The organism is Myxococcus sp. MH1, from assembly GCF_059738865.1.
Genome location: NZ_AP026947.1, coordinates 8868528 through 8892700 on the forward strand (window position 1 = coordinate 8868528; position 24173 = coordinate 8892700).

At 69.7% G+C, this 24173-nt stretch carries 22 protein-coding genes; 17 read left to right on the plus strand and 5 right to left on the minus strand.

What is annotated here, in order from left to right; genetic code table 11:
* The first annotated feature begins 31 nt into the window (after positions 1–31).
* From bshC to bshA, 3 genes are read left to right on the plus strand one after another with little or no spacing between them, the layout of a single operon-like run.
* Positions 32–1657 (plus strand): bacillithiol biosynthesis cysteine-adding enzyme BshC, encoded by a 1626-nt coding sequence (gene bshC / locus AC6JA9_RS34995; RefSeq protein ID WP_497958445.1) that lies wholly within the window; start codon positions 32–34, stop codon positions 1655–1657.
* Complete coding sequence (bshB1, locus tag AC6JA9_RS35000; RefSeq protein WP_223748313.1) at positions 1654–2460, plus strand: bacillithiol biosynthesis deacetylase BshB1; 807 nt, start codon at positions 1654–1656, stop codon at positions 2458–2460. Before bshC ends, bshB1 begins: the two co-directional genes overlap by 4 nt.
* Positions 2457–3620, plus strand: coding sequence for an N-acetyl-alpha-D-glucosaminyl L-malate synthase BshA (bshA, locus tag AC6JA9_RS35005; protein WP_141326300.1), 1164 nt, complete (start codon positions 2457–2459; stop codon positions 3618–3620). The genes bshB1 and bshA overlap by 4 nt, the downstream gene beginning before the upstream one ends.
* Positions 3621–3645: 25 nt before the next feature.
* On the opposite strand, the gene AC6JA9_RS35010 is transcribed toward bshA, so the two are convergent.
* Positions 3646–4491: a DUF2911 domain-containing protein gene (locus tag AC6JA9_RS35010; RefSeq protein WP_194869242.1), complete on the minus strand. Its 846-nt coding sequence runs from the start codon at positions 4489–4491 to the stop codon at positions 3646–3648.
* 207 nt (positions 4492–4698) lie between these two features.
* Here AC6JA9_RS35010 and AC6JA9_RS35015 point away from each other — a divergent pair, with 207 nt between their 5' ends.
* The 6 genes from AC6JA9_RS35015 (at position 4699) to AC6JA9_RS35040 (ending at position 10112) form a co-directional block, all read left to right on the plus strand.
* On the plus strand, positions 4699–5988 hold the full coding sequence (locus AC6JA9_RS35015) for an AAA family ATPase (protein ID WP_141326304.1): 1290 nt from the start codon (positions 4699–4701) through the stop codon (positions 5986–5988).
* Positions 5989–6168: 180 nt separating this feature from the next.
* Complete coding sequence (locus AC6JA9_RS35020) at positions 6169–6891, plus strand: DUF1775 domain-containing protein (protein WP_497958446.1); 723 nt, start codon at positions 6169–6171, stop codon at positions 6889–6891.
* A gap of 17 nt (positions 6892–6908) precedes the next feature.
* Positions 6909–7094 carry a hypothetical protein gene (locus AC6JA9_RS35025; protein WP_141326308.1) on the plus strand — a complete coding sequence of 62 codons (186 nt, stop codon included), beginning with the start codon at positions 6909–6911 and terminating at the stop codon, positions 7092–7094.
* Positions 7095–7393: 299 nt separating this feature from the next.
* Positions 7394–8002: a bacteriocin fulvocin C-related protein gene (locus AC6JA9_RS35030; RefSeq protein WP_223748309.1), complete on the plus strand. Its 609-nt coding sequence runs from the start codon at positions 7394–7396 to the stop codon at positions 8000–8002.
* Between the two features lie 339 nt (positions 8003–8341).
* Entirely contained in the window at positions 8342–9490 is a 1149-nt protein-coding gene (locus tag AC6JA9_RS35035; RefSeq protein ID WP_408889274.1) for a neutral/alkaline non-lysosomal ceramidase N-terminal domain-containing protein, read from the plus strand.
* A 109-nt stretch (positions 9491–9599) separates the two neighbouring features.
* On the plus strand, positions 9600–10112 hold the full coding sequence (locus AC6JA9_RS35040) for a hypothetical protein (protein WP_473571031.1): 513 nt from the start codon (positions 9600–9602) through the stop codon (positions 10110–10112).
* Positions 10113–10204: 92 nt separating this feature from the next.
* Here the strand turns inward: AC6JA9_RS35040 and ltrA are convergent, their stop codons facing one another.
* Complete coding sequence (gene ltrA, locus AC6JA9_RS35045) at positions 10205–11476, minus strand: group II intron reverse transcriptase/maturase (protein WP_426736026.1); 1272 nt, start codon at positions 11474–11476, stop codon at positions 10205–10207.
* Positions 11477–12086: 610 nt separating this feature from the next.
* Positions 12087–13034: a hypothetical protein gene (locus AC6JA9_RS35050; protein WP_483578661.1), complete on the minus strand. Its 948-nt coding sequence runs from the start codon at positions 13032–13034 to the stop codon at positions 12087–12089.
* Between the two features lie 151 nt (positions 13035–13185).
* On the opposite strand from AC6JA9_RS35050, the gene AC6JA9_RS35055 reads away from it, so the two are divergent.
* Positions 13186–14538 carry a thioredoxin family protein gene (locus AC6JA9_RS35055; protein ID WP_483578662.1) on the plus strand — a complete coding sequence of 451 codons (1353 nt, stop codon included), beginning with the start codon at positions 13186–13188 and terminating at the stop codon, positions 14536–14538.
* Between the two features lie 37 nt (positions 14539–14575).
* Here the strand turns inward: AC6JA9_RS35055 and AC6JA9_RS35060 are convergent, their stop codons facing one another.
* Both AC6JA9_RS35060 and AC6JA9_RS35065 read right to left on the minus strand, forming a co-directional pair.
* The gene (locus tag AC6JA9_RS35060) at positions 14576–16963 is read right to left on the minus strand and encodes a YfhO family protein (protein WP_483578663.1); all 2388 of its coding nucleotides are present in this window, start codon (positions 16961–16963) and stop codon (positions 14576–14578) included.
* An 84-nt stretch (positions 16964–17047) separates the two neighbouring features.
* Complete coding sequence (locus AC6JA9_RS35065; RefSeq protein WP_483578664.1) at positions 17048–17494, minus strand: hypothetical protein; 447 nt, start codon at positions 17492–17494, stop codon at positions 17048–17050.
* Between the two features lie 304 nt (positions 17495–17798).
* Here AC6JA9_RS35065 and AC6JA9_RS35070 point away from each other — a divergent pair, with 304 nt between their 5' ends.
* From AC6JA9_RS35070 to AC6JA9_RS35100, 7 genes are all read left to right on the plus strand, one after another.
* Complete coding sequence (locus AC6JA9_RS35070) at positions 17799–18683, plus strand: RNA polymerase factor sigma-32 (protein WP_141333508.1); 885 nt, start codon at positions 17799–17801, stop codon at positions 18681–18683.
* 600 nt (positions 18684–19283) lie between these two features.
* Complete coding sequence (locus tag AC6JA9_RS35075; RefSeq protein WP_426745137.1) at positions 19284–19886, plus strand: Pvc16 family protein; 603 nt, start codon at positions 19284–19286, stop codon at positions 19884–19886.
* Positions 19883–21322, plus strand: coding sequence for a hypothetical protein (locus AC6JA9_RS35080; RefSeq protein WP_223781547.1), 1440 nt, complete (start codon positions 19883–19885; stop codon positions 21320–21322). Before AC6JA9_RS35075 ends, AC6JA9_RS35080 begins: the two co-directional genes overlap by 4 nt.
* A gap of 43 nt (positions 21323–21365) precedes the next feature.
* On the plus strand, positions 21366–22916 hold the full coding sequence (locus AC6JA9_RS35085) for a phage tail sheath family protein (RefSeq protein WP_223748301.1): 1551 nt from the start codon (positions 21366–21368) through the stop codon (positions 22914–22916).
* A gap of 58 nt (positions 22917–22974) precedes the next feature.
* A complete protein-coding gene (locus AC6JA9_RS35090) occupies positions 22975–23427 on the plus strand; it encodes a phage tail protein (protein ID WP_046716005.1) in 453 nt (150 codons plus the stop codon).
* A 15-nt stretch (positions 23428–23442) separates the two neighbouring features.
* On the plus strand, positions 23443–23973 hold the full coding sequence (locus tag AC6JA9_RS35095) for a phage tail protein (protein WP_046716006.1): 531 nt from the start codon (positions 23443–23445) through the stop codon (positions 23971–23973).
* Positions 23974–23980: 7 nt separating this feature from the next.
* Positions 23981–24172, plus strand: a complete 192-nt coding sequence (locus tag AC6JA9_RS35100) for a DUF5908 family protein (protein ID WP_223748300.1) — start codon at positions 23981–23983, stop codon at positions 24170–24172.
* Position 24173 lies beyond the last annotated feature (1 nt).

The window sequence follows — 24173 nt, forward strand, 5'->3', positions numbered from 1 at the left end:
GAGCAAAGGCGACCTGTTATCACCGCGCACCGTGACGCCCTCGTTTCCCACCGCGTGGCTCCAGGGAGACCCACGCGCGCTCGCCTTCCTGCCCGACCGCTTCCGCCACCGCGCCGCTCGCGCGGAGGCCGCGGCCGCTGCCTCCACCCGCTCCGTCCCGCCCGCGCTGCTCGAGGTGCTGCGAGCCCAGAACGCCCGGCTGGCACCGAGCCCCGCCAGGACCCGGCATCTGGAGGAGCTCGCCCAGCCCGGCACCATCGTCGTGGTGACGGGACAACAGATGGGGCTGTTCCTCGGCCCGCTCTTCACGCTCTACAAGGCCGCCGCCGCCATCGTCGCCGCGCGAAAACTCCGGGAAGAAACCGGCCGCCCCTGTGTTCCCGTCTTCTGGCTCCAGACCGAGGACCATGACCTGCCGGAGGTCGACCACTGTTTCGTCGCGAGCCCGAGGGGCGCGCGCTGTCGCGTGTCGCTCGACCTCCCCGACGCGGCCCTCTCTCGCGCGCCCATCGCCCACCAGAAGCTGGGCCCCGGGGTCCTCAAGGCCCTGGAGGCGCTGCGCGCGGAGCTGGGCGCGGAGCCCCAGGCCGAGGAGCACCTCTCCCTGCTCGAGTGGGCCTACCGCCCCGAAGCGACGCTCGCGGAGGCCTTCACCGAGGTGCTCTCCACCCTCTTCGCCGAAGAGGGGTTGGTGTTCCTCGACCCGAGGGACGCGCGCCTCGCGCCGCTGGCCGCGCCCATCCACCGGCTCTCGCTCGAGCACGCGGCCACCCTCTCCACCGCGCTCACCCAGCGCGTGGAGGAGCTGACCCGCGCGGGCTTCTCCGAGCAGGTCTACATCCGCCCTGGCTCGCCGCTGGGCTTCTTCTCCCCGGACGAGGTCGACGGCGCGCGCTACCGGCTGGACCCCGCGGGGCCCCAGACGTGGAGCCTCGTGGGCCACCCGCGCGGCGCCACCGTCACCACAGAGGAGCTGCTGCGCGCGCTGGAGCAGGAGCCTTTGCGCTTCACCACCTCCGCGCTCCTGCGCCCGCTGCTCCAGGACACGTGGCTGCCCACCGCCGCGTACGTCGGCGGCCCGGGCGAGGTCTCCTACTTCGCGCAGCTGGCGCCGCTCTACGCGCACGCGGGCCTGCCCATGCCGCTCGTGGTGCCGCGCGCGCGCTTCCGGGTGCTCGATGACCGCGCGCGCAGGCTGCTCCACAAGCTGGGCCTCACCGCGGACGAGGCGAGCCAGCCGCGTGAAGCGCTCCTGACGAAGCTGGCCACGCGCGACGCGGCCGAGCCCTACGAGCCCGCGGGCGCCGTGGAGGCGCGGCTGTTCGGCGCGTTCTCCGCCGAGCTGGACACGCTGGGCGAGTCGATGCTGAAGCTGGACCCGCGGCTGTTGGACGCGCTCAAGCGCACGCGCGGCACCGTGCGCGCGGCGGTGTCACGCTTGTCGGCCCGCTACGGCCGGGCGCTCGCGCTGCGCGACGAGGTCACCACCGAGCGCGTGGACCGGCTGCGCGCCATGCTGCTGCCGGAGGGCGCGCCGCAGGAGCGCATCCACGGCATGGCCTACCACGCGTGTCGCTTCGGCACGCGGGCCTTCACCCGCCAGGTGCTCGACGCCTGCATCCCCTTCTCCGGCGACCTCCAGGACCTGACGCCATGAGCGCGAGCGGCGCGACGTACGGGCTGGAGGCGCTGGCCTTCGGTCCCCACCCGGACGACGTGGAGCTGTTCTGCGGCGGGCTGATGGCGCGGCTCGCGAGCCAGGGCCACCGCACGGGCATCATCGACCTGTCGCGAGGGGAGAAGAGCTCGCGCGGCACGCTCGAGTCGCGCGCGGAGGAGACCCAGGCCGCCTCGCGGGTGCTGGGCCTGGCCGTGCGCGAGAACCTGGAGCTGCCCGACGGCTGGCTCAGCCCGTGGGCCGGCTTCGAGGCGCCCGAGGCCGAGCGCGTGCGCGCGTCCGCCGTCGCGCGCGTGGTGGAGGTGCTGCGCAGGCTGCGCCCGGAGCTGGTCATCGTGCCGTGGGAGGAGGAGCGCCACCCGGACCACGAGGCCGCGAGCGCCCTGGTGACACGCGCGCTGTTCTTCTCCGGCGTGCGCAAGTTCGAGACCGAGCCCCCCGGCGCGGCCTTCACGCCCCGACAGGTCCTCTACTATCCGCTGCGCCACCTGGCCGAGCCGAGCTTCGTGGTGGACGTGTCCTCCGTCTACGAGACCAAGACGGCGGCCGTGCGCTGCTACGCGAGTCAGGTGGAACCCCGCCCGGGCGCGCCCGCGACGCTGGTGGGCTCCCCGCTGTCGCTCTCCTCCCTGGAGGCGAGGGACCGCTTCTACGGCGCCCAGGTCGGCGTGGCCCACGGCGAGCCGTACGTGGTGCGGGAGACGCTGGGGCTCGTCGACCCGGTGGAGCACTTCCGCCGGAATAGCTTCGAGAAGCCCCTGTTCTTCCCTCACCGCCGATGAGCCCTCCCCTCCGCATCGCCATCACCTGCTTCTCGACATTCGGTGGCAGCGGCATGGTCGCCACCGGCATCGGCCTGGCCATGGCCGAGCGGGGCCACCAGGTCCACTTCATCGCGCGCGAGCCGCCGGTGCGGCTGGCCGCCCTGCCCAGGGGCGTGTCGTTCCACGAGGTGAAGGAGAGCGACTACCCCGCGCTCCAGCGCTCCGGTACGTACCCGATTGCGCTGGCGTCCAAGATGATTGAAGTCGCCACCCAGGCGCACCTGGATGTGCTGCACGTGCACTACGCGGTGCCCCACGCCACGGCGGCGTGGATGGCGCGCGAGGTGTTGGGTGACCAGGCGCCGCGCGTCGTCACCACGCTGCACGGCACGGACACGACGCTCGTCGGCGTGCACCCCAGCTACCTGCCGATGACGCGCTTCTCCATCCTGAAGAGCGACGCGGTGACGACGCCGTCCGCCTTCCTGCGCGACGCGACGTGGAGCGGCTTCGGCATCCCCGACAGCTTCCCCATCGAGGTCATCGCCAACTTCGTGGACACGGAGGCGTACGCCCCCGCGCGCGAGCGCGCACAGCTCAAGGCCCTCTTCCCGGACCTGGGCGACGACGAGCCCGTGCTCGTGCACGTCTCCAACTTCCGCCCCGTCAAGCGCATCACCGACGTGGTGGCCGTCTTCGCCCAGGTGCACCGAGAGCGGCCGTGCCGGCTGGTGATGGTGGGCGACGGGCCGGAGCGCGAGCCCGCGGAGCGGATGCTGCGCGAGCTGGGGCTCGCCCACCGCGTGGCCTTCCCCGGCAAGCAGGAGCGCTTCGTGCGGGTGCTCGCCGCGTCCGACGTGTTCCTGCTGCCCAGTGAGCAGGAGAGCTTCGGGCTCGCGGCGCTGGAGGCGCTCAGCTGCGGGGTGCCCGTGGTGGCCAGCGACGTGGGCGGCATCCCGGAGGTGGTGCGCCACGGCGAGACGGGCCTGCTGGCGCCGCTGGGGGACGTGCGCGCCATGGCGGGCCACGTGCTGGGCCTCTTGCGTGACACGGCGAGGTGGCGGGCCTTCTCCCTCCGGGCGCGCGCCGACGTCGTCGAGCGCTTCAGGCAGGCGCCGGCCATCGACCGGTACGAGTCGCTCTACCGGCGACTCGCGGGCGGAGCCCCCCGACGCTGAAGGAGGGCTCCACCAGGACGGAGGACTACTTGTTCTTCCAGTCCGCCAGGGCCTTGGAGACCTGGTCCTTGTAGAAGAAGTTCGGGGCCTTCTGGCCCAGGTCCCACGAAATCTGCGCGGCCTTGCGGGCCTCCGCGTACTTGCCGCTCTTGGCCAGGATGTCCGCGCGAATCCACTGGTTGTACCAGTTGGAGTCGATGGCCACGGACGCGTCCGCCAGCTTCAGCGCCGCCGCGTAGTCCTTGGTGGACTCCGCCACGTAGCGGGCCGCCTGCGCGTGCTCACTGGCGCTCTGCGCCACCGCCTTCTCGATGTTCGCCTTGGCCAGCGTCGCGGTGTCCGCCTTGATGGGGACGGAGACGCGCAGCTTCTCCCACTCCAGGTCCAGCGACGTGGTGTCCTCGGTGGTGTTGCTGAACACGTACGTCAGGCGCTCGCGGCTGGGAATCGCCGCCGTGGTGCCGGCGACGGTGACGATGTCGTTGGCGGGCGAGTACTGGGCGGGCGTGGAGAACAGGCCCAGCTCCTTGTTCAGCATCACCTTCCAGCCCTTCTGCGAGGGCAGCGTGACGATGGAGTACGTGCCCGCGGGCACGGCCTTGCCACCGAAGGTGACGTCGTGGCTGAAGGTAATCTTGGTGGCCGCGTTCGCACCCGAGCGCCACGGCTTGTCCCAGGGCACCAGGTCACCCCAGACCTTGCGGCCCTTCACCGCCGGGCTGGAATAGTCGACGGAGATGGACGTGACGCCCACCTCCTGCGTCACCTTGGCGGAGGGGCTGGCCGCGGGCAGCTCCAGCTGGGCGGAGGCGGGGGCCGCGACGAGGGCCACCAGCGCAGAGAACAGACAACCGAGGGCAACGTTCTTCATCGTCCTCACTTCATCCTTTCTGGATTCTGCATCCAGGGTTCTTGAGGGGTGCGAAAGCGCGCGGAGTGTATAGACGAGTCCGGAGCCCACCAAACGCTTCGCGCATGCCCGGACGCGTCATGCTCCGGGCGGCACACCAGACACTCCGGTGGGTGGAGTATTCCCGTCGGACCCCGGGAGCACGAAGCTGCCGGGTGAGGACCTCGCATGAAGCTCACCCGGCTCACCGTCCACCACTACCGCGGCGTCGCCCCCGGCACCGAGCTGACCCCCGGGCCCACGCTCAACCTCATCCTGGGTGAGAACGGCACCGGCCGCACCACGCTGCTGGAGCTGCTGTCCACCGTGCTCGGCTCGGACTTCTCCGGCCTCATCCACGAGCGCTTCGCGCTGGAGTACGAGCTGGCCTTCCCGGGCATGAAGCTGCACGTCTTCGCGCGCAACGACACGCGGGTGCCCGAGCGCGCGGACGCGACGCCCCGGCAGGGCGCGGGGCTGTTGCCGCTGCGCGTGCCCACGCACGAGTCGGGGCTGCAGCCGCTCATCGAGGTGGAGCTCTTGCTGACGTCGCCGTCGACGCGGCTGGTGCTGCGCGCGGACTCGGAGGGGCTCGACTGCAAGGTGGATGGGGAGAGCGCGTGGTCTCGCACCATGCACTGGTCGCTCTTGGACCGCTCGGTGTGGACGCTGCTGTTCATGACGGCGCAGTACATCGACGCGGGGCTCAAGGAGCGGCTCAAGACGCTGCTGCGCCGCACCTTCCTGCTCGCGCCGCAGCGCTTCGACGAGGCGCTCGGGATGTACGAGCGGCTGGGCGCCATCCGCTACGCGATGGAGGCGCACGACGGCGAAATCTTCCCGCTGGGGTTGATGGCGCTGCCGTCCTGGATGCCGGGGTGGCTCAAGGAGCGCGTGGAGCTGGAGCCCCTGGTGGACGCGCTGGAGCTGCGCCATGACGCGCTGGAGCGCTCGTTCCTCGCGCGCTTCGTGGAGATGGCGGGGATGGCCTCCGGACGGCTGCGCGTGGAGGTGCTGGAGAAGCGCTCGTACGACAACGGCGGGCGCGTGGGCTTCGGCGGCTTCACCTTCCACTTCGTCCGCCGCGACGGGGGCGAGGTGTCTCAGGCGGAGCTGGGCTTCGGCCAGAAGCGGCTGCTGTCGCTCCTGTACTACCTGGACGTCAACGAGGACTTCGCCATCCTGGACGAGCCCGCCAATGGACTGCACCCGCGCTGGGTGGAGGCCGCGCTCGGGGAGCTGGGCGGGCGGCAGGTGTTCCTCGCCAGTCAGAGCCCGCTGCCCCTGGAGCACGCGGTGTTCACTTCCGACGAGGAACTGCGCGCCTCCCTCATCCACTGCGGCCCGGTGGCTCACGAGGGGCAGCAGCGCATCGGCTGGGCCCACCCCACCCGGCAGCTCGCCGCGAGCCTCTTCGAGTCCCACCGCGGCGGCGCGCGGCCCCTGGGGACCCTGCTGCGAGAGCAGGGCGTGTGGTGAGCCCCAGGTCATTCATGGACAGGTGCGGCGAATTGTCGCGGCACCCTCCGGTCTCCGGATGATTGTCGCTGGCAAGTGATTGGGGTGCCCCCGGGGCTGCGGCAAAAGGCCACATCGGTGGCGCGCGGGCCGTCTGTTAACCCGGGTCTCCAGCGCAATCCCTTCCACTGGAGGCCCTGCTTGAAGACCTCACTCCCACTCCTGCTCGCGTCCGCGGGCCTGCTGGTCGGCACGGCCGCCCAGGCGCACATCGGCACCTCCGGCGCCGGCCCCGCCATCGAAGGCACGTCCTATGAGGTGCAGTTCACCGTCGGCCACGGCTGCAGCGGCGCGGACACCTGGCGGCTCCAGATTCGCATCCCCGAGGGTGTCACCTCCGTGCGGCCGCTGGACTCGCAGTTCGGCAAGGCGGTGGTGGAGAAGGACGCGAGCGGCAACGTGAAGTCCATCACCTGGACACGCGCCTCCGCATCCGAGGTGCTGGCCGCGGACACGCATGCGCACCGCGTCTCCTTGCGCGCGCGCATGCCGAACACGCCGTTCGCGAACGTGTACTTCCCCACCACGCAGACCTGCCGCGACGCCCAGGGCCAGGAGACGACGGTGGAGTGGGTGGGCACGTCCGGGGACCACCAGCACGGCGCCACGGACGCCGGCAGCGAGCCGCAGGCCGAGCCCGCGCCCGCCGTCTTCATCTACCCCGCGCGCACGCCGGGCTGGAACAATTACACCGTGCAGGAGCACGTGCATGACCTGAGCGTGTTCAAGGACGCGCTCATCGTCTGGTCGGGCAAGAGCGCGTACAGCGCCAACCCGGTGACGAAGGAGCTCATCGCCTCCGAGCCGGACACGACGCCGCTGACGGAGATTCATCCCGGCACGGAAATCTGGGTCAAGTACTGAGACGGGGAGGAGGAACGATGACTCGCCATCTATGCGCCGTCATCGCCGCGTGCGCCGTGCTCGGCGCGTGCTCGGACGATGACAAGAAGCCCTCGCAGCAGGACGCGGGCCCCCTCTCCACCCAGGGGCTCACGCCCTCCGCGCTGGAGCGCCCGCCGACGTCGGGGGGACTGCCCGCGGACCTGAAGCCGCCGGGACGCTGAACCAGACGGACCGTTGGAAAAAGAACTGGCGCGAGTCCACCGGGCTCGCGCCAGTTTTCTTTTGTGCGACCTGACCGCCTCGATGCCCACCCCGCGAGGCCACGCGCCTCCTCGCAGGGCGATTGCAAACCAGCACCTTGCCTGGATTTCCAGCCCGCCAGGACAAAGCCACCCCCCGCAGAATCAATGAATGGCAAACTTGGAACTTGACCTCACACCCCATTCAAGTCCAAACAACAGACGTCGCCACAAGGGCAAACACCCTGCGGCGACGTCACCTCCAACAGGAGAGGCACACCATGCGATTGAATTCACTCGTGGTTGCACTTGCATTCACACTCAGCGGCATCGCCCTGCTCCTTCCCACCCAGGCCAAGGCCCAGGAGTGCATCGAAGCCCAGGCGTGGGTGGAGGCCCATGCGAAGCAACTGCCCACGCAGTATGACGAGTTCGCCCGCTTCTCGTTGGCCTACCGCAAGGCCATCTTCGCGAAGCTCTCTCCCGAGGCCCAGAGCAATCTCTGGAAGCAGCACTATCAGCAGTACCTCGAGACGCATCCCAACCTGGACAAGGCCCAGGTCGAGTTCATCCAGAAGCTCCTGGGCGTCTTCACTCCGTCCCTCTTCGCGCAGGGCTCCAGCGTGAGCACGGTGGGCGCGGACCTTGCCCGAATCAAGGAGCAGGCCACGTCTCTGTTTGGCCAGACCGAGGCGACGCTGCTCCTCGCCACCCTCGGGCCGCAAGAGCAGGCCAGCGCCGCCGGCAACAAAGCCAACTGCAGCTGCAGCACGGCCTCGGACTATTGCCCCATCCTGACGTTCTGCACGACCGGAACGGCCTGTAGCTACACCCCCACGGGGTGCGGCACTGGCTGGGTCTACGCGTGCAATGGTGACTGCTTCTACTGAGCCGCCCGAGTCCCACGCCGGTTGAACGAGGCGTCTGGCTCCTGCCTCTCGGGGCGAGCATGCCACGGCATGCCCCTCCGAGGGGCGCCCCGCTGGATTGACGCACCCATTCGAGGTTGCTATTGCCGGGCGCACTCCACCCGCTCACTCCGGCGCATGTCCCCGAGCCCACAACACCGCCTCCGGCCATGGCTCAAGAAACTGGGTGCGCTGCTCCTCTTCATCCTCGTCCTCCACGCCATCGCAGCCATGGACTGGTGGTGCCCGGCGCCCTCGTCCGAGAGCCCACGCGTCGTGGCCGCCGCCGCGTTCAAGGGGCCGCTCCAGGCTGGCGCGGGAGTGGAGGACATCATCGTTCCATTGCCCGTCGCCTCCGCCGGCTATGGCCCCTTGCGCCCCTCGGCCACGGAAGCAACCACTCCACTGGCCATCAGGGCCCTGGTGCTCCAGTCAGGCGACGTCCGGGTGGCCATCGTCTCGGCGGAGCTGTTGACCCCCCCGTCCGCGATGCGACGCTCTCTGGCGGGCCTCCTCCAGGAGTTGAAGGTCACCGAGCTGTTGGTGACGGCCACCCACACCCATTCCTCGATGGGGAGCTACGAACCGTCCTCTCTCTTCCAGCTCGGTGGAGTCGGGCGGTTCCGCCCGGCCGCGAGTCAGGCCGTCATCGCGGCGACAAGCAGCGCCTTGCGGCGAGCGGTGGAAGCCCTCACCCCGGTCTCCGTCGAGCTGGGTGAGGGCAGCGTCCCCGACCTCATCGTCTCTCGCGGTCGCGACGAACCCCAGGCCGATGCCCGGTTGACACGTCTGGTCTTCCGACACGAGCAGCGGAAGGTCGCGGAACTCTCCATCTTCTCGGCGCATCCGACGCTCGCGCCCCACAAGTCCCGGACCCTCTCGGGAGACTATCCAGGGCGGTACAGCCGCACGATGGAGGAGGAAGGTGGGGTGGTTCTCTTCCTCCAGGGCATGGTCGGGAATGCTCGAGCAGCCCTTCCCCCACGGGAGGGCGACGCTTCCTCCCGGGATGCGCTCTTCGCAACGCTCCTGACGCACGCGGCTCGCGGCATCCATCCCACGCCTGTCCCGGCGGAGGGACTGGCCTACACGCGAGTCCAGGTGAAGCTCCCGCGTCCCGATGCCAGCCGACTGGTGCCCGTTGGCCTGCACGGCATCACCGAGAACGCCCTGTGCCACCTGGGTCCTCGCCAAGCCGAGGCATCTCGACTGAGCCTGGGGTCCGCGAGCCTGCTGTTCATGCCCGCCGAAGTGACGCTTCCAGCGGGTCGCCTGATCGAGGACGCGGGCGGCGCAACCCGCGTCATCTCGCTCACCGGGGATTACATCGGCTATCTGGATTCGCCCGAGCACGTCCGGAATCAGAGCGGTGAGAGCCAGCTTCAGTATTTTGGCCCCGAGCTCCTCGAGACCTTCGTCCGGGCCGCCGCGTTGACGACCTCCAGCCTCGAAGGCCCCCGCCCCCCGTGACGTCGGCTGTCCGAGGGACGCCACGCACGGGTCGCGACGCCCTCGGCCGGCATCCTCGAAGCCACCCGGGACACACCTGCAAGCCAGGACCCGATGCTATGACAGACGCATGACGACGCTAAAGGAGTGGGGCCTGAAGGAGTGGGGCCTGGCGGTCCTGCCGTTCACGGCGCTGGTCCTGCTCTGGCGCTTCTCCGTCTCTCGCGAGAAGCGCCAGACCCAGCCGCTCTACCGCGCCGTCGACGAGGGGGCCGTGGGCGAGGTCCAGGCCATCCTCTCGAAGCAGGCCTTCCCGAACCTGCGCTCGGTGGTCGTCGCGAGCGCCGTGGTCAGGGCCGTCGAAGCCAGACAGCTGGCGGTGCTCGACTTCCTGCTCAGCCCCGAGCTGAAGCCCGTGTCGCTCACCCAGAAGCTCGATGCCTTCCTTCACGAGCAGGCGATGAAGGGCGGCTGGAGGGGCGTGGTGCTCTGGCGCGCACGGAGATCACCCCTTTTCCTGCCCTGGAGGGACCTGAGCAAGAAGGACAAGCTGCGGCTGAGGTCCCTGGCCACTCGCGGCGTCGAGGCGGAGCCCGCGAAGGTCATGCTTCGCCACGACGTCCGAGGCTGGACGCTCGCCTGAATCGGCATAGGGGGCAGGAGGTTCAGTCCGCCTGCTCCCCTGCCACACCACCGGACATGCGGGTCCGCATCCGGCGGTTCGGTCGGTTGAGGTTAGCTGGCAAGTCGGGGGACTCCCAGGTCGTCGTAGTAGCGGGTCGGCAGAGCCAGTTGCACCTTCCCGCCCGCGTTCTTCCACCAGCAGCGGGAGATGGCGGCCACCTGTCGGGCGACGTCCTCCGGCGCACCTCGGCGCCGCAGCTCCCGATAGATGGTCGTGCCTCGCTTCCATTGCTTGAGTTGCACCTGGCGCAGGCGGCGACGGACCCACTGGTCCAGCGTCTCGAAGATGCCTGGAGTCTCCGCCCGCCGGAAGTACTGCTTCCAGCCGGTGAGGTACTCCTTTAGCTCCCTCATCACGGCGGCCATGCTTCGGCCTGCGTTTCGGGCCGTTATCTCTCGCACCCGCGCTTTCATCGCCTCCAGCGCCTTGGGGGCCACTCGGCGTTTCACCTGACGTCCCGGAGCCACCCAGAAGCTGTAGCCCAGAAACTTCCGGTTCCACGGCCGGTCCACCGCGCTCTTCTCCTCGTTGATTCGCAGCCGCAGCCGCGCGTACAGCTCGCGCAGCGTCTGGAGCACTCGCTGCCCGGCCCGTTTGGAACGCACGTACACGTTGCAGTCGTCGGCGTACCGCACGAAGCACAGGCCCCGCTTCTCCAACTGCTTATCCACTTCGTCGAGCAGCACGTTGGCCAGCAGCGGTGACAAGGGACCGCCCTGCGGCGTCCCCTCGTACCGCTCCACTACCACCCCGTTCACCATGACGCCGGCTTCGAGGTAGCGGCGAATCAGCCCCAGCACCCGCTTGTCTCCGAGTCGCTTCGCCATTCTTCCCATCAGCACGTCGTGGTGCACCCGGTCGAAGAACTTCTCCAGGTCCACGTCCACCACCACTCGGCGCCCCTCCTGGATGTAGCGCTGCGCGGCGCATACCGCGTCGTGCGCGCTCCTTCCGGGCCGGAAGCCATAGCTGTGCTGCGAGAAGCTCGCGTCGAAACCGGGTTGCAACACTTGCAACAGGCACTGCTGGATGAGCCGGTCGAGCACCGTCGGAATGCCCAGCTTTCGCACCCCGCCGCCGCTCTTGGGAATCTGCTGCTCGCGGACCGGCTTGGGACGGTAGCTGCCCGAGAGCAACAGCTCGCGGACGTCGCCCCATCCGGTCACCAGCCACATGGGCAACTCTTCCACCGTCATCCCGTCGATGCCGGGACTGCCCCCATTCTGCTTCACCCGTCGCAACGCCGCCTTGACGTTGCCAGCTTCGAGCGCCCGCTCCATCAGCCGGGCGTCGTTTCCCAGATGCGCGTTTCGGCTCGCCACCGTCGGCATTTCGTCACTCCGCTCTACCCTCGGGGCTTCACCCCTACCCTGAAGCGGGAGCTCCGCTTGCGCGGACTTCTGACGCCCGGTGCCTTCGAGACTCACCGTCGTTTCACCCTTCCTTCCGTTCGGCCCTTCGCGGCCACTCTGGCTCGTCCCGGCTCGGTGAGGCTGCCACGCCATCCCTGCCGACGCTGAGTGCCACTACTACGGCTTCTGCTGACTCCTCGCTCCGGCCTGCTTCTCAGCGGCCGTCGCCCTTTCAGGCATGAGGCGAGGTCTCCCCAGGTAAGAGTCGTGGGTTTCCACGCGCAGCCGTCGGATTTACGCCGTCCGTCCTTGGTCGCGAGAGCTTCGCGGTGCATTGCCCGCTCGCCCTGACTCGCAGCGCCTCGTATCCGTTTCCTGTGCGTCGGCTCGCGCTTTCGCTCCCCGCTTCCTCCAGAACCTCCCTCGCGGTCGGCCCCTTGCGGTTCGCTCGGGCTCGCTGCGACCAGTTCGCCCAGAGGACTTTCACCTCCAACCCACGCCCATGCTGGGCGCACAACGACGAAGGGCCCGTGCGTGTGCACGAGCCCTCGTGGACTTCACCTGCGTGCGGGGGTGCGCGTCAGAACTGGCCGGCGCGCGCCTGCTCGAAGGGCACGCGGTGCTTGACGTACATCGTGTCCATCATGTGGTTGCCGATGAGGTTCAGGTTGCCGTCGGTGAAGCGGTGCACCACGGCGCCCTTGCCCGCGTCCTTGGCGAAGGCGATGGGGTCGAAGCTGCCGCCCAGGCCGGTGAGGGTGGGGACGGCATCCGCGTTGTTGATGTAGTGCACGTACTGGGGGCCGTCCGGGTAGCGGGTGGACGCCGCGCCGAAGGTCTCCACGCTCAGCTTGCCCATCAGCTTCTCGACCTGCGCGGAGGACATGCCGTCCTCGATGCGCAGCCGGCGCTCCACGTCGAACAGGGCGCGCGCGGTGATGAGGCCGCCCTGGCTGTAGCCCATGAGGTGGACCTCGCGGCCCGCCTTCAGCTCGCCGTAGACGGTGTCCGCCAGGGTGTCCACGGCGGGGTTCTTGCCCTTGTCCAGCTTGTCGCCCACGCACTGGGCCAGGTCCGCGACGAAGCCCTCGGTGGCGTTGTGGATGCCGATGACGCGCGCGTCGGTCTTCTCCGCGATGGCCCGCATCTCGCTGAGCTGGTTGGCGGCCGGCGTGAGGATGCCGTTGATGTAGAGGACCGTCTTGTCGGGGTTCGGGTTGTTCTGCGGCGTGACGCCGGGGATGTCCTTGAGCGGCGTGCCGGGCGGGAACGTCTGTCCCTTGGCGCCCATCAGCTTGCCGTCCAGCGTCTTGTCCGGCCTGGCGTCGCCGCCGAACAGGCGCTTGACCTCGCTCAGGTGCGTGGCCTCGAAGACATCCTTGCCCTGCTCCAGGAAGCGCGGGACCTCCTTCAGCCCGTTCTTCGCGGCCTCCACCAGTCCGCCCAGCGGGTTCTTCAGCGACGCGCGCTGGGTCTGCGACGGGGCGACGGGCGTGGAGACGGGGCGGTTGCGGTCGATGGGGCTCATGAAGGGCTCCGGCCCATGGGGGTGCTGGGCGTTCCCACCATTTTCTCACACGGGCATCGGGAAGTTGCGTCGGGGCCCCACCTGCTGGGAACCGCGCCAGCACCCAGGGTGTCCGGGGACGGCATCGAGCCTGGCCAACCCTGGAGAATCCATGACGATGCGACCCGCCGTCGGCGCCCTGCTGCTGCTCTGGGGGTGCGCGACGTCCTCGACCACGACGCAGCGCGCCACGCTCCCTCCTGCACCGCCCGTCTTCCTGGAGGACGACTGGGAGGGGGCGCTGCGCGAGGCGAAGGAGGGCGGGCGGCCGCTCTTCGTGGAGGCGTGGGCGCCCTGGTGTCAGTCGTGTCGCTCCCTGCGCGCGACGGTGCTGACGGCCCCCGCGCTGGGCGCGTGGGCGGAGCGCTTCGTGTGGCTGACGATGAACACGGATGCGCAGAGCAGCCTGCCCTTCCTCCAGCGCTACCCGGTGGACACGTGGCCGACCCTGTTGGTGCTGGAGCCGGAGCATGGCGCGGTCATCACCCGCTCGCTGGGCGCGGTGTCCGAGCCCCAGTTGCTGGGCCTGCTGGCCCAGGCCGAGCGGACCTTCCAGCGCGGCCATGGGGGCACGGAGCTGCTGGCGCGGGCGGATGAGCTCGCGCTCCAGGGTCGGCACGCCGAGGCGGCCCAGGGCTATGGGAAGGCGCTGACGGGGCTGGCGGCGGAGGACGCGCGGCGGGCGGGCACGGTGGTGTCGTGGCTCAAGTCCCTGTCGGCCTCGGGGTCGGCCGAGGAGTGCGTGCGGGTGGCGGGGAGGGAGCTGCCGGGACTTGCGCGCGCGGATGACCGCACGCGGCTGTTGTACGTGGGCATGGGCTGCGCGCTGGATGCCGACACCGAGGAGGCGCGAGCGGCGCGAGACCGCTTCGCCGAGGAGGCCCGGTGGGGCCTCGACGCGCCCGAGGACGCGTTGAGCCCGCTGCAGCGCTCGTCGCTCTTCGAGCTGGCCTGTGAGGCGTACGAGCTGGCCGGGGACACGGCGGGCCTGCGGGGGATGACGGAGCGGTGGTGGACGTTCCTGGGGGCCCAAGCCCGGCACGCGAGGAACGCCGAGGAGCGCGCCGCGCTCGACTCGCATCGGGTGATGGCGGCGGCGTTGAGGGACAGGCCCGACGAGGCGCTGGCGCTGCTGGAGCGCAGCGCGCGGGAGCTCCCCGGGGACTACAACCCGCCGGCCCGGCTGGCGACGTTGTACGCGATGGCCGGACGCCATGACGAGGCGCTGGCCGCGAGCGAGCGGGCCCTCGCGCTGGCGCCGCGAATCGCGCGGGGCACCGTGCTCGCAGGGCACGCGCGCATCCTCCTGGCCCGGGGAGAGGGAGCCCGCGCGGAGCGGCTGCTCACCGAGGCCCTGGAGGAGCTGGACAGCACCCCCGGCATGCCCCGGGAGCATCTGCAGCGAAGGGCCCTCGAGCACGCGCTCCAGCGGGTCCGCGCGAGCAACGCCGCGCCGGCGAAGTGAGCCCCCTGGGGCGCCGCGGAGCCGACGCGTCCGCGGGCTATGTCGTCGCCTTGCCCGTCGCGTGTCTGCCCATGCGCTCCAGCAGGACCCACGCGAGCAGCGTGCCCAGGGCGACGAGGAGCCCCAGGCGCAGCCCGGGTGTCCTGTAGCGCAGCTCCACCTGGTGCTGGCCGGCGGGGACCGCCACCGCGCGGACCGCGACATTGGCGGGGAGGATGGCCGTCTCCCGTCCATCCACCCACGCCGTCCATCCGGGCTGCCAGGCATCATTGATGACGAGCACCGCGGGCTCGGAGGCCTCTACTTCGGCGAGCAGGTGCTCGGGTGAGGGACGCTCCACGCGCACGGTGCCCGTCAGCCGCTCGGAGGCCTCGGGCAGGGGGCCGCCGGCGCACTCCACGACGGCGACATCGCGAGGCGGAAGCGGCCCCGTCAGCAGGAGACCCAGCGCCTCATCCTTCCCCGCGACACATCGGGGCCGGGCGAGCAGCACCCTCGCCAGCGCCTCCGGATGCTCCACCAGCTTTGTCTCGAACAAGGGGTCCTCGGCGAGCACCCGGACCGTGGGGGGCAACACCACGCCGGAGCCCGCGCGCGTGCTGTGCACCGAGAAGGGCGTGCCCAATCTGGGCGCGAGCTCCCCGTACCAGCGCGACACATCCCGCCTCAGCCCGCGCACCCGCACGCTCTCCCCGGGCATGTAGCCATTGGCGCTCTCCAATCCCCAGAGCGTCGCCGTGTCCGGGAGCAGCCCCGTCGTGAAGCCGAGGCTCAGCCGGCCATGATGGTCGAGCCCCGGAACCGCCCTCGCGTTGCCGATGGCGCGGACCGACGACCCCACCCGCACCGGCTCGCCAGCGGGCACCCGCTCACGAATCCGGTCCGCGAAGGGCGGCGACAACTCCAGCAACTCCGCCGGCGCGAGCACGTACAGCGGCTCGTGCGCCCACACCAACGCGCCCAGCTCCAGCGCCACGAAGAGCCCGGCTCGCAGCCTGGCCGCCCCCCACGGCCAGGCCAGGGCCGCGCACGCCAGCGCGAGCACCGCCGTCACCGCGCCCGCCCACACGACGTTGCCCGACAGCCCCCCCACGACGACCGGGGGAACCTCCGGCCAGCGAGGCGTCAGCACGCCGCGCGTCCACCACCCGCCCGCCGCCTCCCCCAATGCCACCACGCCCCCCAGCGCGCCCAGCACCAGCCCCGCGCCCACGACGGCGCGGCGCGTGCCGTCCTCCACCAGGCAGTGCTTCCAGCCGAGCCCCGCCGCCACCGCCAGACCCAGCGTGACGAGCGGCACCAGCTTCTCCGGGTAGCGGAAGGGGCGCCACAAGGGCAGCACCTGGTAGACCCAGCCATAGAGAGGGAGCGAGTCTCCCAGGCAGAGCGCGAGCAGGAGCACCCACGCCCCCGCGAGCACCCACGCCCTCGGCCGCCGCGCACAGGCCCAGAGCCCCGCCAGCGCCAGCACACACGCGGGCGTGCCCACGTAGATGGAATCCACCCAGACCCGGCCGAAGCCTCCCGAGGGAACGAGGTTCCAGACGACGACGTCCGGGACGCCGCGCAGCCCGTGCTTGTCCGCCAGGTACGGCCCCATCAACAGCTCCCCCAGCCGCAAGGGGTGGAGCGAGAAGCGCTGGGCCTCCACCACCGAGCGCGCCCCCGGCTCGCCGGACAACACGAGCCCCGCGGCCGGGAACAGCTGCGGCGCGGACAGCAGCGCGCCCGTCACCACCAGCGCCGCACACGTCGTCACCCGACGCCGCCAGCCGCCCGCCTCGGGGTCCACCAGCGCCACCAGCACGACGAGCGCGTTCGTCATCGCGAAGCCCTGCGCGTCCCCCGCGAAGGCCACCAGCGCCAACAGCCCCGCCCCCACCGCCAGCCGCCGCGCCGAGGGCGCGCGCAGGAACCGGACCGCGCCCCAGAGCGCCGCGGGCACGGTGCTCGCCGCCAGCAGATAGGTGGGGTTGTTGGTGATGCACACCAGGTAGCCACTGAAGGCGAAGCAGCACGCGCCGAAGAGCGCGCCCGGTCGCGGCACGCCGTACTCGCGCAGGAGCGCCCAGACCCCGAGCATGGCCACCGGGTAGCAGGACAACACGGTGAGCTTCACCGCCGCGCCCAGGGGCAGCACCAGGTGGAAGAGCGACGTGGGGTGGAATGCGCCCGACAGGAAGATGCCCAGGAAGGACTGCCCGAAGCCGTCGTACGCGTACCACTCGGGCAGGTCGAACGTGGACACGCGCTCGGCCCAGAAGGCCCGCATCGGATAGAAGGCGCGCAGCGTGTCGCCCGCGATGAAGACGTCGCTCGAGAAGGCGGCCCGGGCGAAGAACCCCAGCGCCACCACCACCATCCCCGCGAACACCACCCAGGCGCGCCCGCTCGGGACGGCCGCCTGCTTCGATTCGTCCGTCATCGAGCCCCTGGCTTCAAGTCGTCCTCCGGACGCCAGACGGGCTCCTTCTTCTCATGACGCCCGGGCCACGGGTAGCCCCGCGCCTCAGTGCGGTGATGGAGGCAGCGGCTCTGGGGGTTCACCCGAGACCTTCTGCTCCACCTGTCTTCGCACCAGCCGCTTCGTCGCCGTCTCCTCGTCCTCGGTGCGCTGACGCCGGCGCACCAGTCCCTGGCTCTCGTCCACGAACCAGAAGAGCACCCGGTAGAAGGCCGCGATGACGGTGACGAGCAACGCGGAGAGAAACCACCTCAAGCCCCACCCCACCCAGCCACCCACCACCACGTCGATGGCGTACGTCCCCGTCAACGGCACCAGCACGAAGGCCACGTAGTGCGACACGCAGTAGGGACACGACACCAGATACCCCCACCACGTCTCCTTGCCCCCCAGCCGCGCCCGGAGCGGCGCGAAGATGCGCTCGCGCGCGATGGTCTGCGACACCCCCATCACCACCGCCGACACCGCGAAGAGCTGGAACAGGTCCACCATGCCCTCAAGGTGGCGACGATCCACCCCGCCCCAGCCCCCCCGCGCACAGTCGCCCCCCTGCTCGCCCGCGCTCCTCCCGACACCGACTCCCAGGCTTCGTCGACTGGAAGACAATCGGAAGAGTCTTCGGATCAGCCCCCTGTAAAAACGAAAGAGGTCCGCCCTTAAGCACCCCTGGGCCTCGATGCAAACCCCTGGACTCCTTGGGAAATGGCGCAAGTGGCCCGTGGCATGCGCATTGCGAAGGACCCCACCCGTGCCGCCGAGGCGCGGCTCCCAACGGCCCCCTTCCCCGAGAGACGCCATGCAGGATTCTTCCCACTTCTCCTCCCCGGACTCCCTCTCCACGTACCTCTCGGAGATCAACCAGTACCCGCTGCTGACGCAGCCCCAGGAGCAGGAGCTGTCGCGGCGCTTCCGCAAGGGCGACCTGATGGCGGGCCACCAGCTGGTCACCAGCAACCTGCGCTTCGTGGTGAAGGTGGCCTACGAGTACCGCTCCTACGGCCTGAAGATGTCGGACCTCATCCAGGAGGCGAACATCGGCCTGATGAAGGCCGTGCAGAAGTTCGACCCGGACAAGGGCATCCGCCTCATCTCCTACGCGGTGTGGTGGATTCGCGCGTACATCCAGAACTGCATCCTGCGCAACTGGAGCCTGGTGAAGCTGGGCACCACGCAGGCGCAGCGCCGCCTCTTCTTCAGCCTGGCGCGCACCCGCCGCGAGCTGGAGCGCATGGGCGCCGGCGACGCGAACATCGTCAACGCGGAGGAGATCGCCCGCAAGCTGAACGTGAAGGCCTCCGAGGTGCGCGAGATGGAGCAGCGCATGGGCGGCCGGGACCTGTCGCTCGACGCCCCCGTGGGCGAGGACGGCGACGCCACGCACCTGGACTTCGTCGAGTCCGCCACCGCCTCGCACGAGGACGAGGTGGCCGACCGCCAGCAGGCGGGCCTCACCCGGGAGCTGGTGCAGCGCGCCCTGCGCCGCCTGGACCCGCGCGAGCGCTTCATCATCGAGAACCGGGTGATGGGCGACTCCGAGATGACGCTCAGCGAGCTGGGCGAGCACTTCGGCTTCTCCCGCGAGCGCGCCCGCCAGCTGGAGATTCGCGCCAAGGACAAGCTCAAGGCGGAGCTGGCGCTGCTCATGGCCGACGCCGGCCTGGACGCCGCGTCGCTCGCCTGAGTCCTTCCCATCGGCCCCTTCACCGGGGACGCTGAACCACACCGAGTCCGTCCTTCGAAAGAAGGACGGACTCATTCGTTTGTGGGGCCCTACCTCCGTCCCACCCCCGCCCGAACGCGCGCGAGGCCGACAATCCGGCCCGGGCGGCGCTGACTCACCCTCCCCCGTCGACGCCCGGGCCGCCCCACCCGACCCGCGCTGTCCGGGAGCCCCCGCCGCCCGGACCCTCCAGGTGCGCCCCGGCTGACGGGCCGTTGGCCCCGCCCGTCCCTCGGGCATGGGAATGCCGCGCGTCGGAATCACCGCGCCGCCCCAACCCTCCCCGCGCGGCCTCCTTCCCCAGCCATCAAAGACAGACACGACGGGTTTCAACAGACATCCTCCCCGCCACGTCTGCCCAATCCCCCTCGTTTGACACACAGGTTTTACCTGTTACTGTGACTTCACTCCGCGAGCAGAACCCTCGCGTGAGCGCATTCAGCGGCAACGACGTCGCGCCCTCTTCCGGTGCGCCCTCGTGAAGAAGCCCGGCGGCCCTCCGGGTCTCACTCCACCTTTGAAGACAGACGTGCCCCGGGGGCGCGCTGAGAGAGGTATGTCTTGGGCAAGATTGGAGGCACCTTGGAGCTCATCCGCGCGCGGCTGGATGAGTTCATCCGCAACGCGGAGCTCGCACCCCGGCAGGAGCCCTGGGTGGTGCTCTCCAACCTGACGGACCCCGAGGGCCGTCCGGCCGCGCCCGCACGTGACGCGGTGGTGATGTACCTGGCCAACCTCCAGCACGAGACCATCATCAGCACGTACAACCGCAACGCCCCCGTGTCGCAGGACACGTACGGCATCGTCTCTCCGCCGCTCTACATCGACCTCTTCGTCCTCCTGTACGCCAACTTCGAGGACCAGGCGTACGCGGTGGGCCTGGAGGCCATCTCGCAGGTCATCAGCTACTTCCAGCAGACGCCCTGGTTCACCCAGCAGAGCCTGCCCGGGCTGGACCCGGACATCGACAAGCTCACCTTCGAGTTCGTCAACCTGGACCTCCTGGGCCTCAACCACCTGATGGGGCTGGCGGGGGTGAAGTACCTGCCGTCCGTCTTCTACAAGGTCCGGATGATTCCCTACCGGGGCACGGCCATGCAGGCCCAGGTGCCGGCGGCCAAGGGTGTCGAGGCGCCAGGGCAGCCCCGGGAGCAGGAGCCATGAGCCGCGCCCGCCGCGCCTACGAGCGCGCCCTGGACGGCCCCTCGCGGCTGAGGCCCGGCCCCCGGCAACAGCCCGGCCCCGCGCCCCACGGCAACGACGGGCCCGCCCGCCGCTACGCCTACGAGCGGCTGGTGACGGTGGACCTGCGCCACACCTACTTCAACGGCTCGGATGACCGCTGCCCCGTGCTGCGCTGCCAGCCCACGCCCGACACGCGGGTGAGGATGCGCGACTGGGGCCTGCTCTTCCTCGACGAGGGCACGGACTTCTCCGTGCTCTTCGACTCCAACCGCCTGGACGCCTTCTTCTCCGCGGTGGAGCGCAGGAGCCAGCAGGGCCAGTGGACGTGGCTGTCCTTCGTGCTCGTCTCCGACACGCCCTACTTCGTCAACTTCACCGACCTGCCCAGCGACTTCCAGCCCAACCTCTACAACCTCTACTTCAACAACCTGGGCGCGCACTTCGTGGGCAGCCCCCCGTCCCCCACGGACCAGCCGCTCCACTGCGAGGGCGCCCTCACCCCGCCCATCCTGCTCAACCCCGGTGAGCACGTCACCGCCGACAGCCGGCAGCGCGTGGTGGGCACCCAGGTGCAGGTGGTGCTGGTGAGCGACGCGGTGGACCGCGTCGTGGTGATGGACGTGTCCGGGGAGCAGGTCCTCTGCAAGCCGTGCAGCATCCCCAGGTCCCTGCTGGCCCAGCGAACGCCCTACCTCATCACCTGCGCGCAGGTGGCGCAGGCGCGCGCGAAGGGGCCGGGGGAGGAGCAGCGCGTGGGCTCGGTCCTCTACCTGGACCTGGTCGCCGTACCAGAGGGGCTCTACACCCTGCGGCAGCTCGCCGCCGACGGACAGGTGCTGGACCAGGAGGTCGTCCTCTACACGCAGGCGTACCCCGCGCCGCTGGGCTTCATCGACCTGGTGCTGGCGAAGCCCTCGCCGCAGGACACGGGGCTGTATCCCCTGTGCGACGTGCCTCCGCAGGGAGAGGGCGCGCGCGTGGTCCCGCTGGAGCTGCAGCTGCGCTTCGAGCGGCGCAGCACGCGCTGGTGCTACTTCGTCGTCCCGCCCAAGGGTGTCACCTACGAGCAGCTGCGCCTGGTCGACACGGACACGTCCCAGCCCGTCACCTTCTCCGGCCCCGTCCCCGTCCCCGTCCCGGGCGCGGGGGTGACCCAGTGCTTCATCGCGGACCAGGACCTGCCGCTGCAGGAGCTCTCCAGCTTCATCTTCGAGCTCAAGGGGCTGAGGACCCAGGGCCTCTTCGAGAACACGCTGATGTCGCGCGTGCCCGTCGCCACGCCCGCGCTGGTGCTGCCCCGGAGCGGACCTGCGCCCGGCAGGCCCCGGAGCACGCGCCCCACCCGGCGCTCCGGTGACTCGCGGGCCGCGCCGGAAGCAACGCGCGACTACTCGGACATCTTCCTGAACCTCTGAAACCCCAGAGCAGCAGCAGCGCCACCCACGAAACGAGGACCCGATGGCCACCCGACCCGCACGCAAGACTCCCGGCGTCTATGTCACCGAGCTGGACGCCTTCCCACCCTCCGTCGTCGGCATCCAGACGGCGGTGCCCGCCTTCATCGGCTACACCCAGACGGCCCAGCTGAGCGGCAAGCCCGTGCTCAACAAGCCCATCCTCATCAACTCGCTGGCGGACTACCAGCAGGTGTTCGGCGGCGCGCCGGACCCGCTCTTCCGGCTGGAGGAGGTCACCGACACCGCCAAGCAGAAGGCCGGTGACTACGACTTCAAGGTGTACGACGCGGCCACGCCCACCTGGAAGTACTACAACCTGGTCAACTCCACCGGCACCCAGTTCAACCTCTTCAACAGCCTGCGGCTGTTCTACGCGAACGGCGGCGGCACCGCGTACATCGTCTCCGTGGGCGACTACACGGCCACGCTGGGCGCCGACGCGCTCAAGGGCGGCCTGGACGTCATCGCCGAGCAGGTGGGCCCGACGATGCTCGTCGTCCCGGACGCGGTGAACCTCACCACCCTGGCCGACTACCAGAAGGTCTCCTCGAAGATGCTCGACCAGTGCGGGCAGCTCAAGGACCGCGTGGCGCTCCTGGACGTGTGGGGCTCCGCCACCGTCACCAAGGACACCCTCACGCAGGTCATCACCGACTACCGCGGCATCCTCGGGGACAAGTTCCTCAACTACGGCATGGCGTACTTCCCCTTCCTGCACACCTCCGTGCAGGAGGTGAGCGACTTCGACTACCGGAACATCACCCTGGAGGCGACGCTCAAGGACATCCTCAAGCTGGAGAGCGCCAACCTCTACGCCACCAACCCCACGCGCAAGACGGCGGTGGACGCGGACATCGACAAGATTGGCACCGTCACGCTCGAGGAGGAGGTGCTGGCGCTCAACCAGAACCTCACTGCCGCGCTGCCCCTGCTCACGGACATGCTGCGCGTCATCACCGGCAAGGACGACGTGCTGCCGTCCAGCGGCGCCATGGCGGGCATCTACACGTGGAACGACACCAACCGGGGCGTGTGGAACGCGCCGGCCAACGTCAGCCTGACGTCCGTCACCAGCACCACCTTCAAGCTCAACAACGACCAGCAGGCGGACCTCAACGTCCCGGTGGACGGCAAGGCCATCAACGCCGTGCGCGAGTTCGTGGGCCGAGGCTCCGTGGTGTGGGGCGCGCGCACGCTGGACGGCAACAGCAACGACTGGCGCTACATCCAGGTGCGCCGCACGCTCGTCTACGTGGAGCAGTCCATCAAGAGCTCGCTGGACCGCTTCGTCTTCTCCGCCAACGACGGCAGCACCTGGGCGTCGGTGACGTCCATGGTGTCCAGCTTCCTGCAGGGGCTCTGGTCGCAGGGCGGCCTGCTCGGCGCCACCGCGTCGGATGCCTTCAGCGTGGAGTGCGGTCTGGGCAGCACCATGACGGCCCAGGACGTGCTCGAGGGCTACATGGTCGTGCAGGTCACCCTGCAGATGATCCGCCCGGCGGAGTTCATCGAGCTGACCTTCAAGCAGAAGATGGAAGGCGCCAGCGCGTAGCGCCTTCGTGCCGTTCCACGACTGATTCCACCCGATTCAAGCCGAACGAGGAGCCGCCATGGCAGGAGAAGTTCAGAACGACATCTGGCCGTTGCCGAAATTCTATTTCTCCGTGCAGCTCGGGGACGACACCTCCGTGAGCTTCCAGGAAGTGGATGGCCTGGAGACGGAGACGCAGGTCATCGAGTACCGGCACGGCAACAACCCCAGCTTCTATCCCATCAAGATGCCCGGCCTGGCCAAGGTGGGGAACGTGAGGATGCGCAAGGGCATCTTCGTGAACGATGCCCGCTTCTGGGACTGGTACAACGAAATCAAGATGAACACGATTGCCCGGCGGACGGTCATCATCAGTCTGCTGGATGAGCAGGGCGCGCCGAAGATGACGTGGACGCTGAACAACGCGTGGCCCACGAAGCTCTCCGGCACGGACCTCAAGTCCGAGGGCAACGAGGTGGCCGTGGAGACGCTCGAGCTCGCCTTCGAGACGCTGGTCGTCGCCGCGCCTTAATCCCCTCTCATCGCCATGTCCGAACCCTACTATCCGCCAGGCGCGTTCTACTTCAGCGTCTCCGTGCTCGGCTCCGCGACGCTGCTCGCGGCGGCGAGCGATCTGGACGCGTCGTTCCAGGAGATCTCCGGCATCGAGGCGCGCTGGGACACCGAGGACGTCACCGAGGGCGGCGAGAACCGCTTCATCCACAAGCTGCCCAAGGCGGCCCGGTACTCCAACCTGGTGCTCAAGCGGGGCGTGGTGACGCGGGACTCGTTCCTGGCGGAGTGGTTCGGACAGAGCGTGGGCTCGGGGCTGTCCCTGCCCCTGCTCCCGCAGAACATCCTGGTGCTGCTGCTCAACGAGGAAGGCCTGCCGCTGGTGGCGTGGGGCTTCGTCAACGCGTGGCCGCTGCGCTGGCAGGTCTCCCCCATGAGCTCGCAGGAGAACCGCATCCTCACCGAGTCCTTGGAGCTGTCCTACAACTACTTCGAGCGGGTGAACCTGGGCAGCCCGGCCTCCGTGGCCATCAAGCTGGCCCAGCTCACCTCTCGGTTGATGTGAGGCGCGCATGCCGCTCGAGGTCAACGAGGTGGGCATCCAGGTCAGCGTGAAGGGCGGCTCGGGCGAGGACGGCCTGGAGGTGTCCAGCACGCCGGTGGCGGACTGCAACCACGCGGAGGAGAAGGCGGAGAAGGAGCGGATGATGGAGGAGTGCGTGCGGCGCGTGCTCCAGGTGCTCAAGGCCCAGCGGGAGCGTTGAC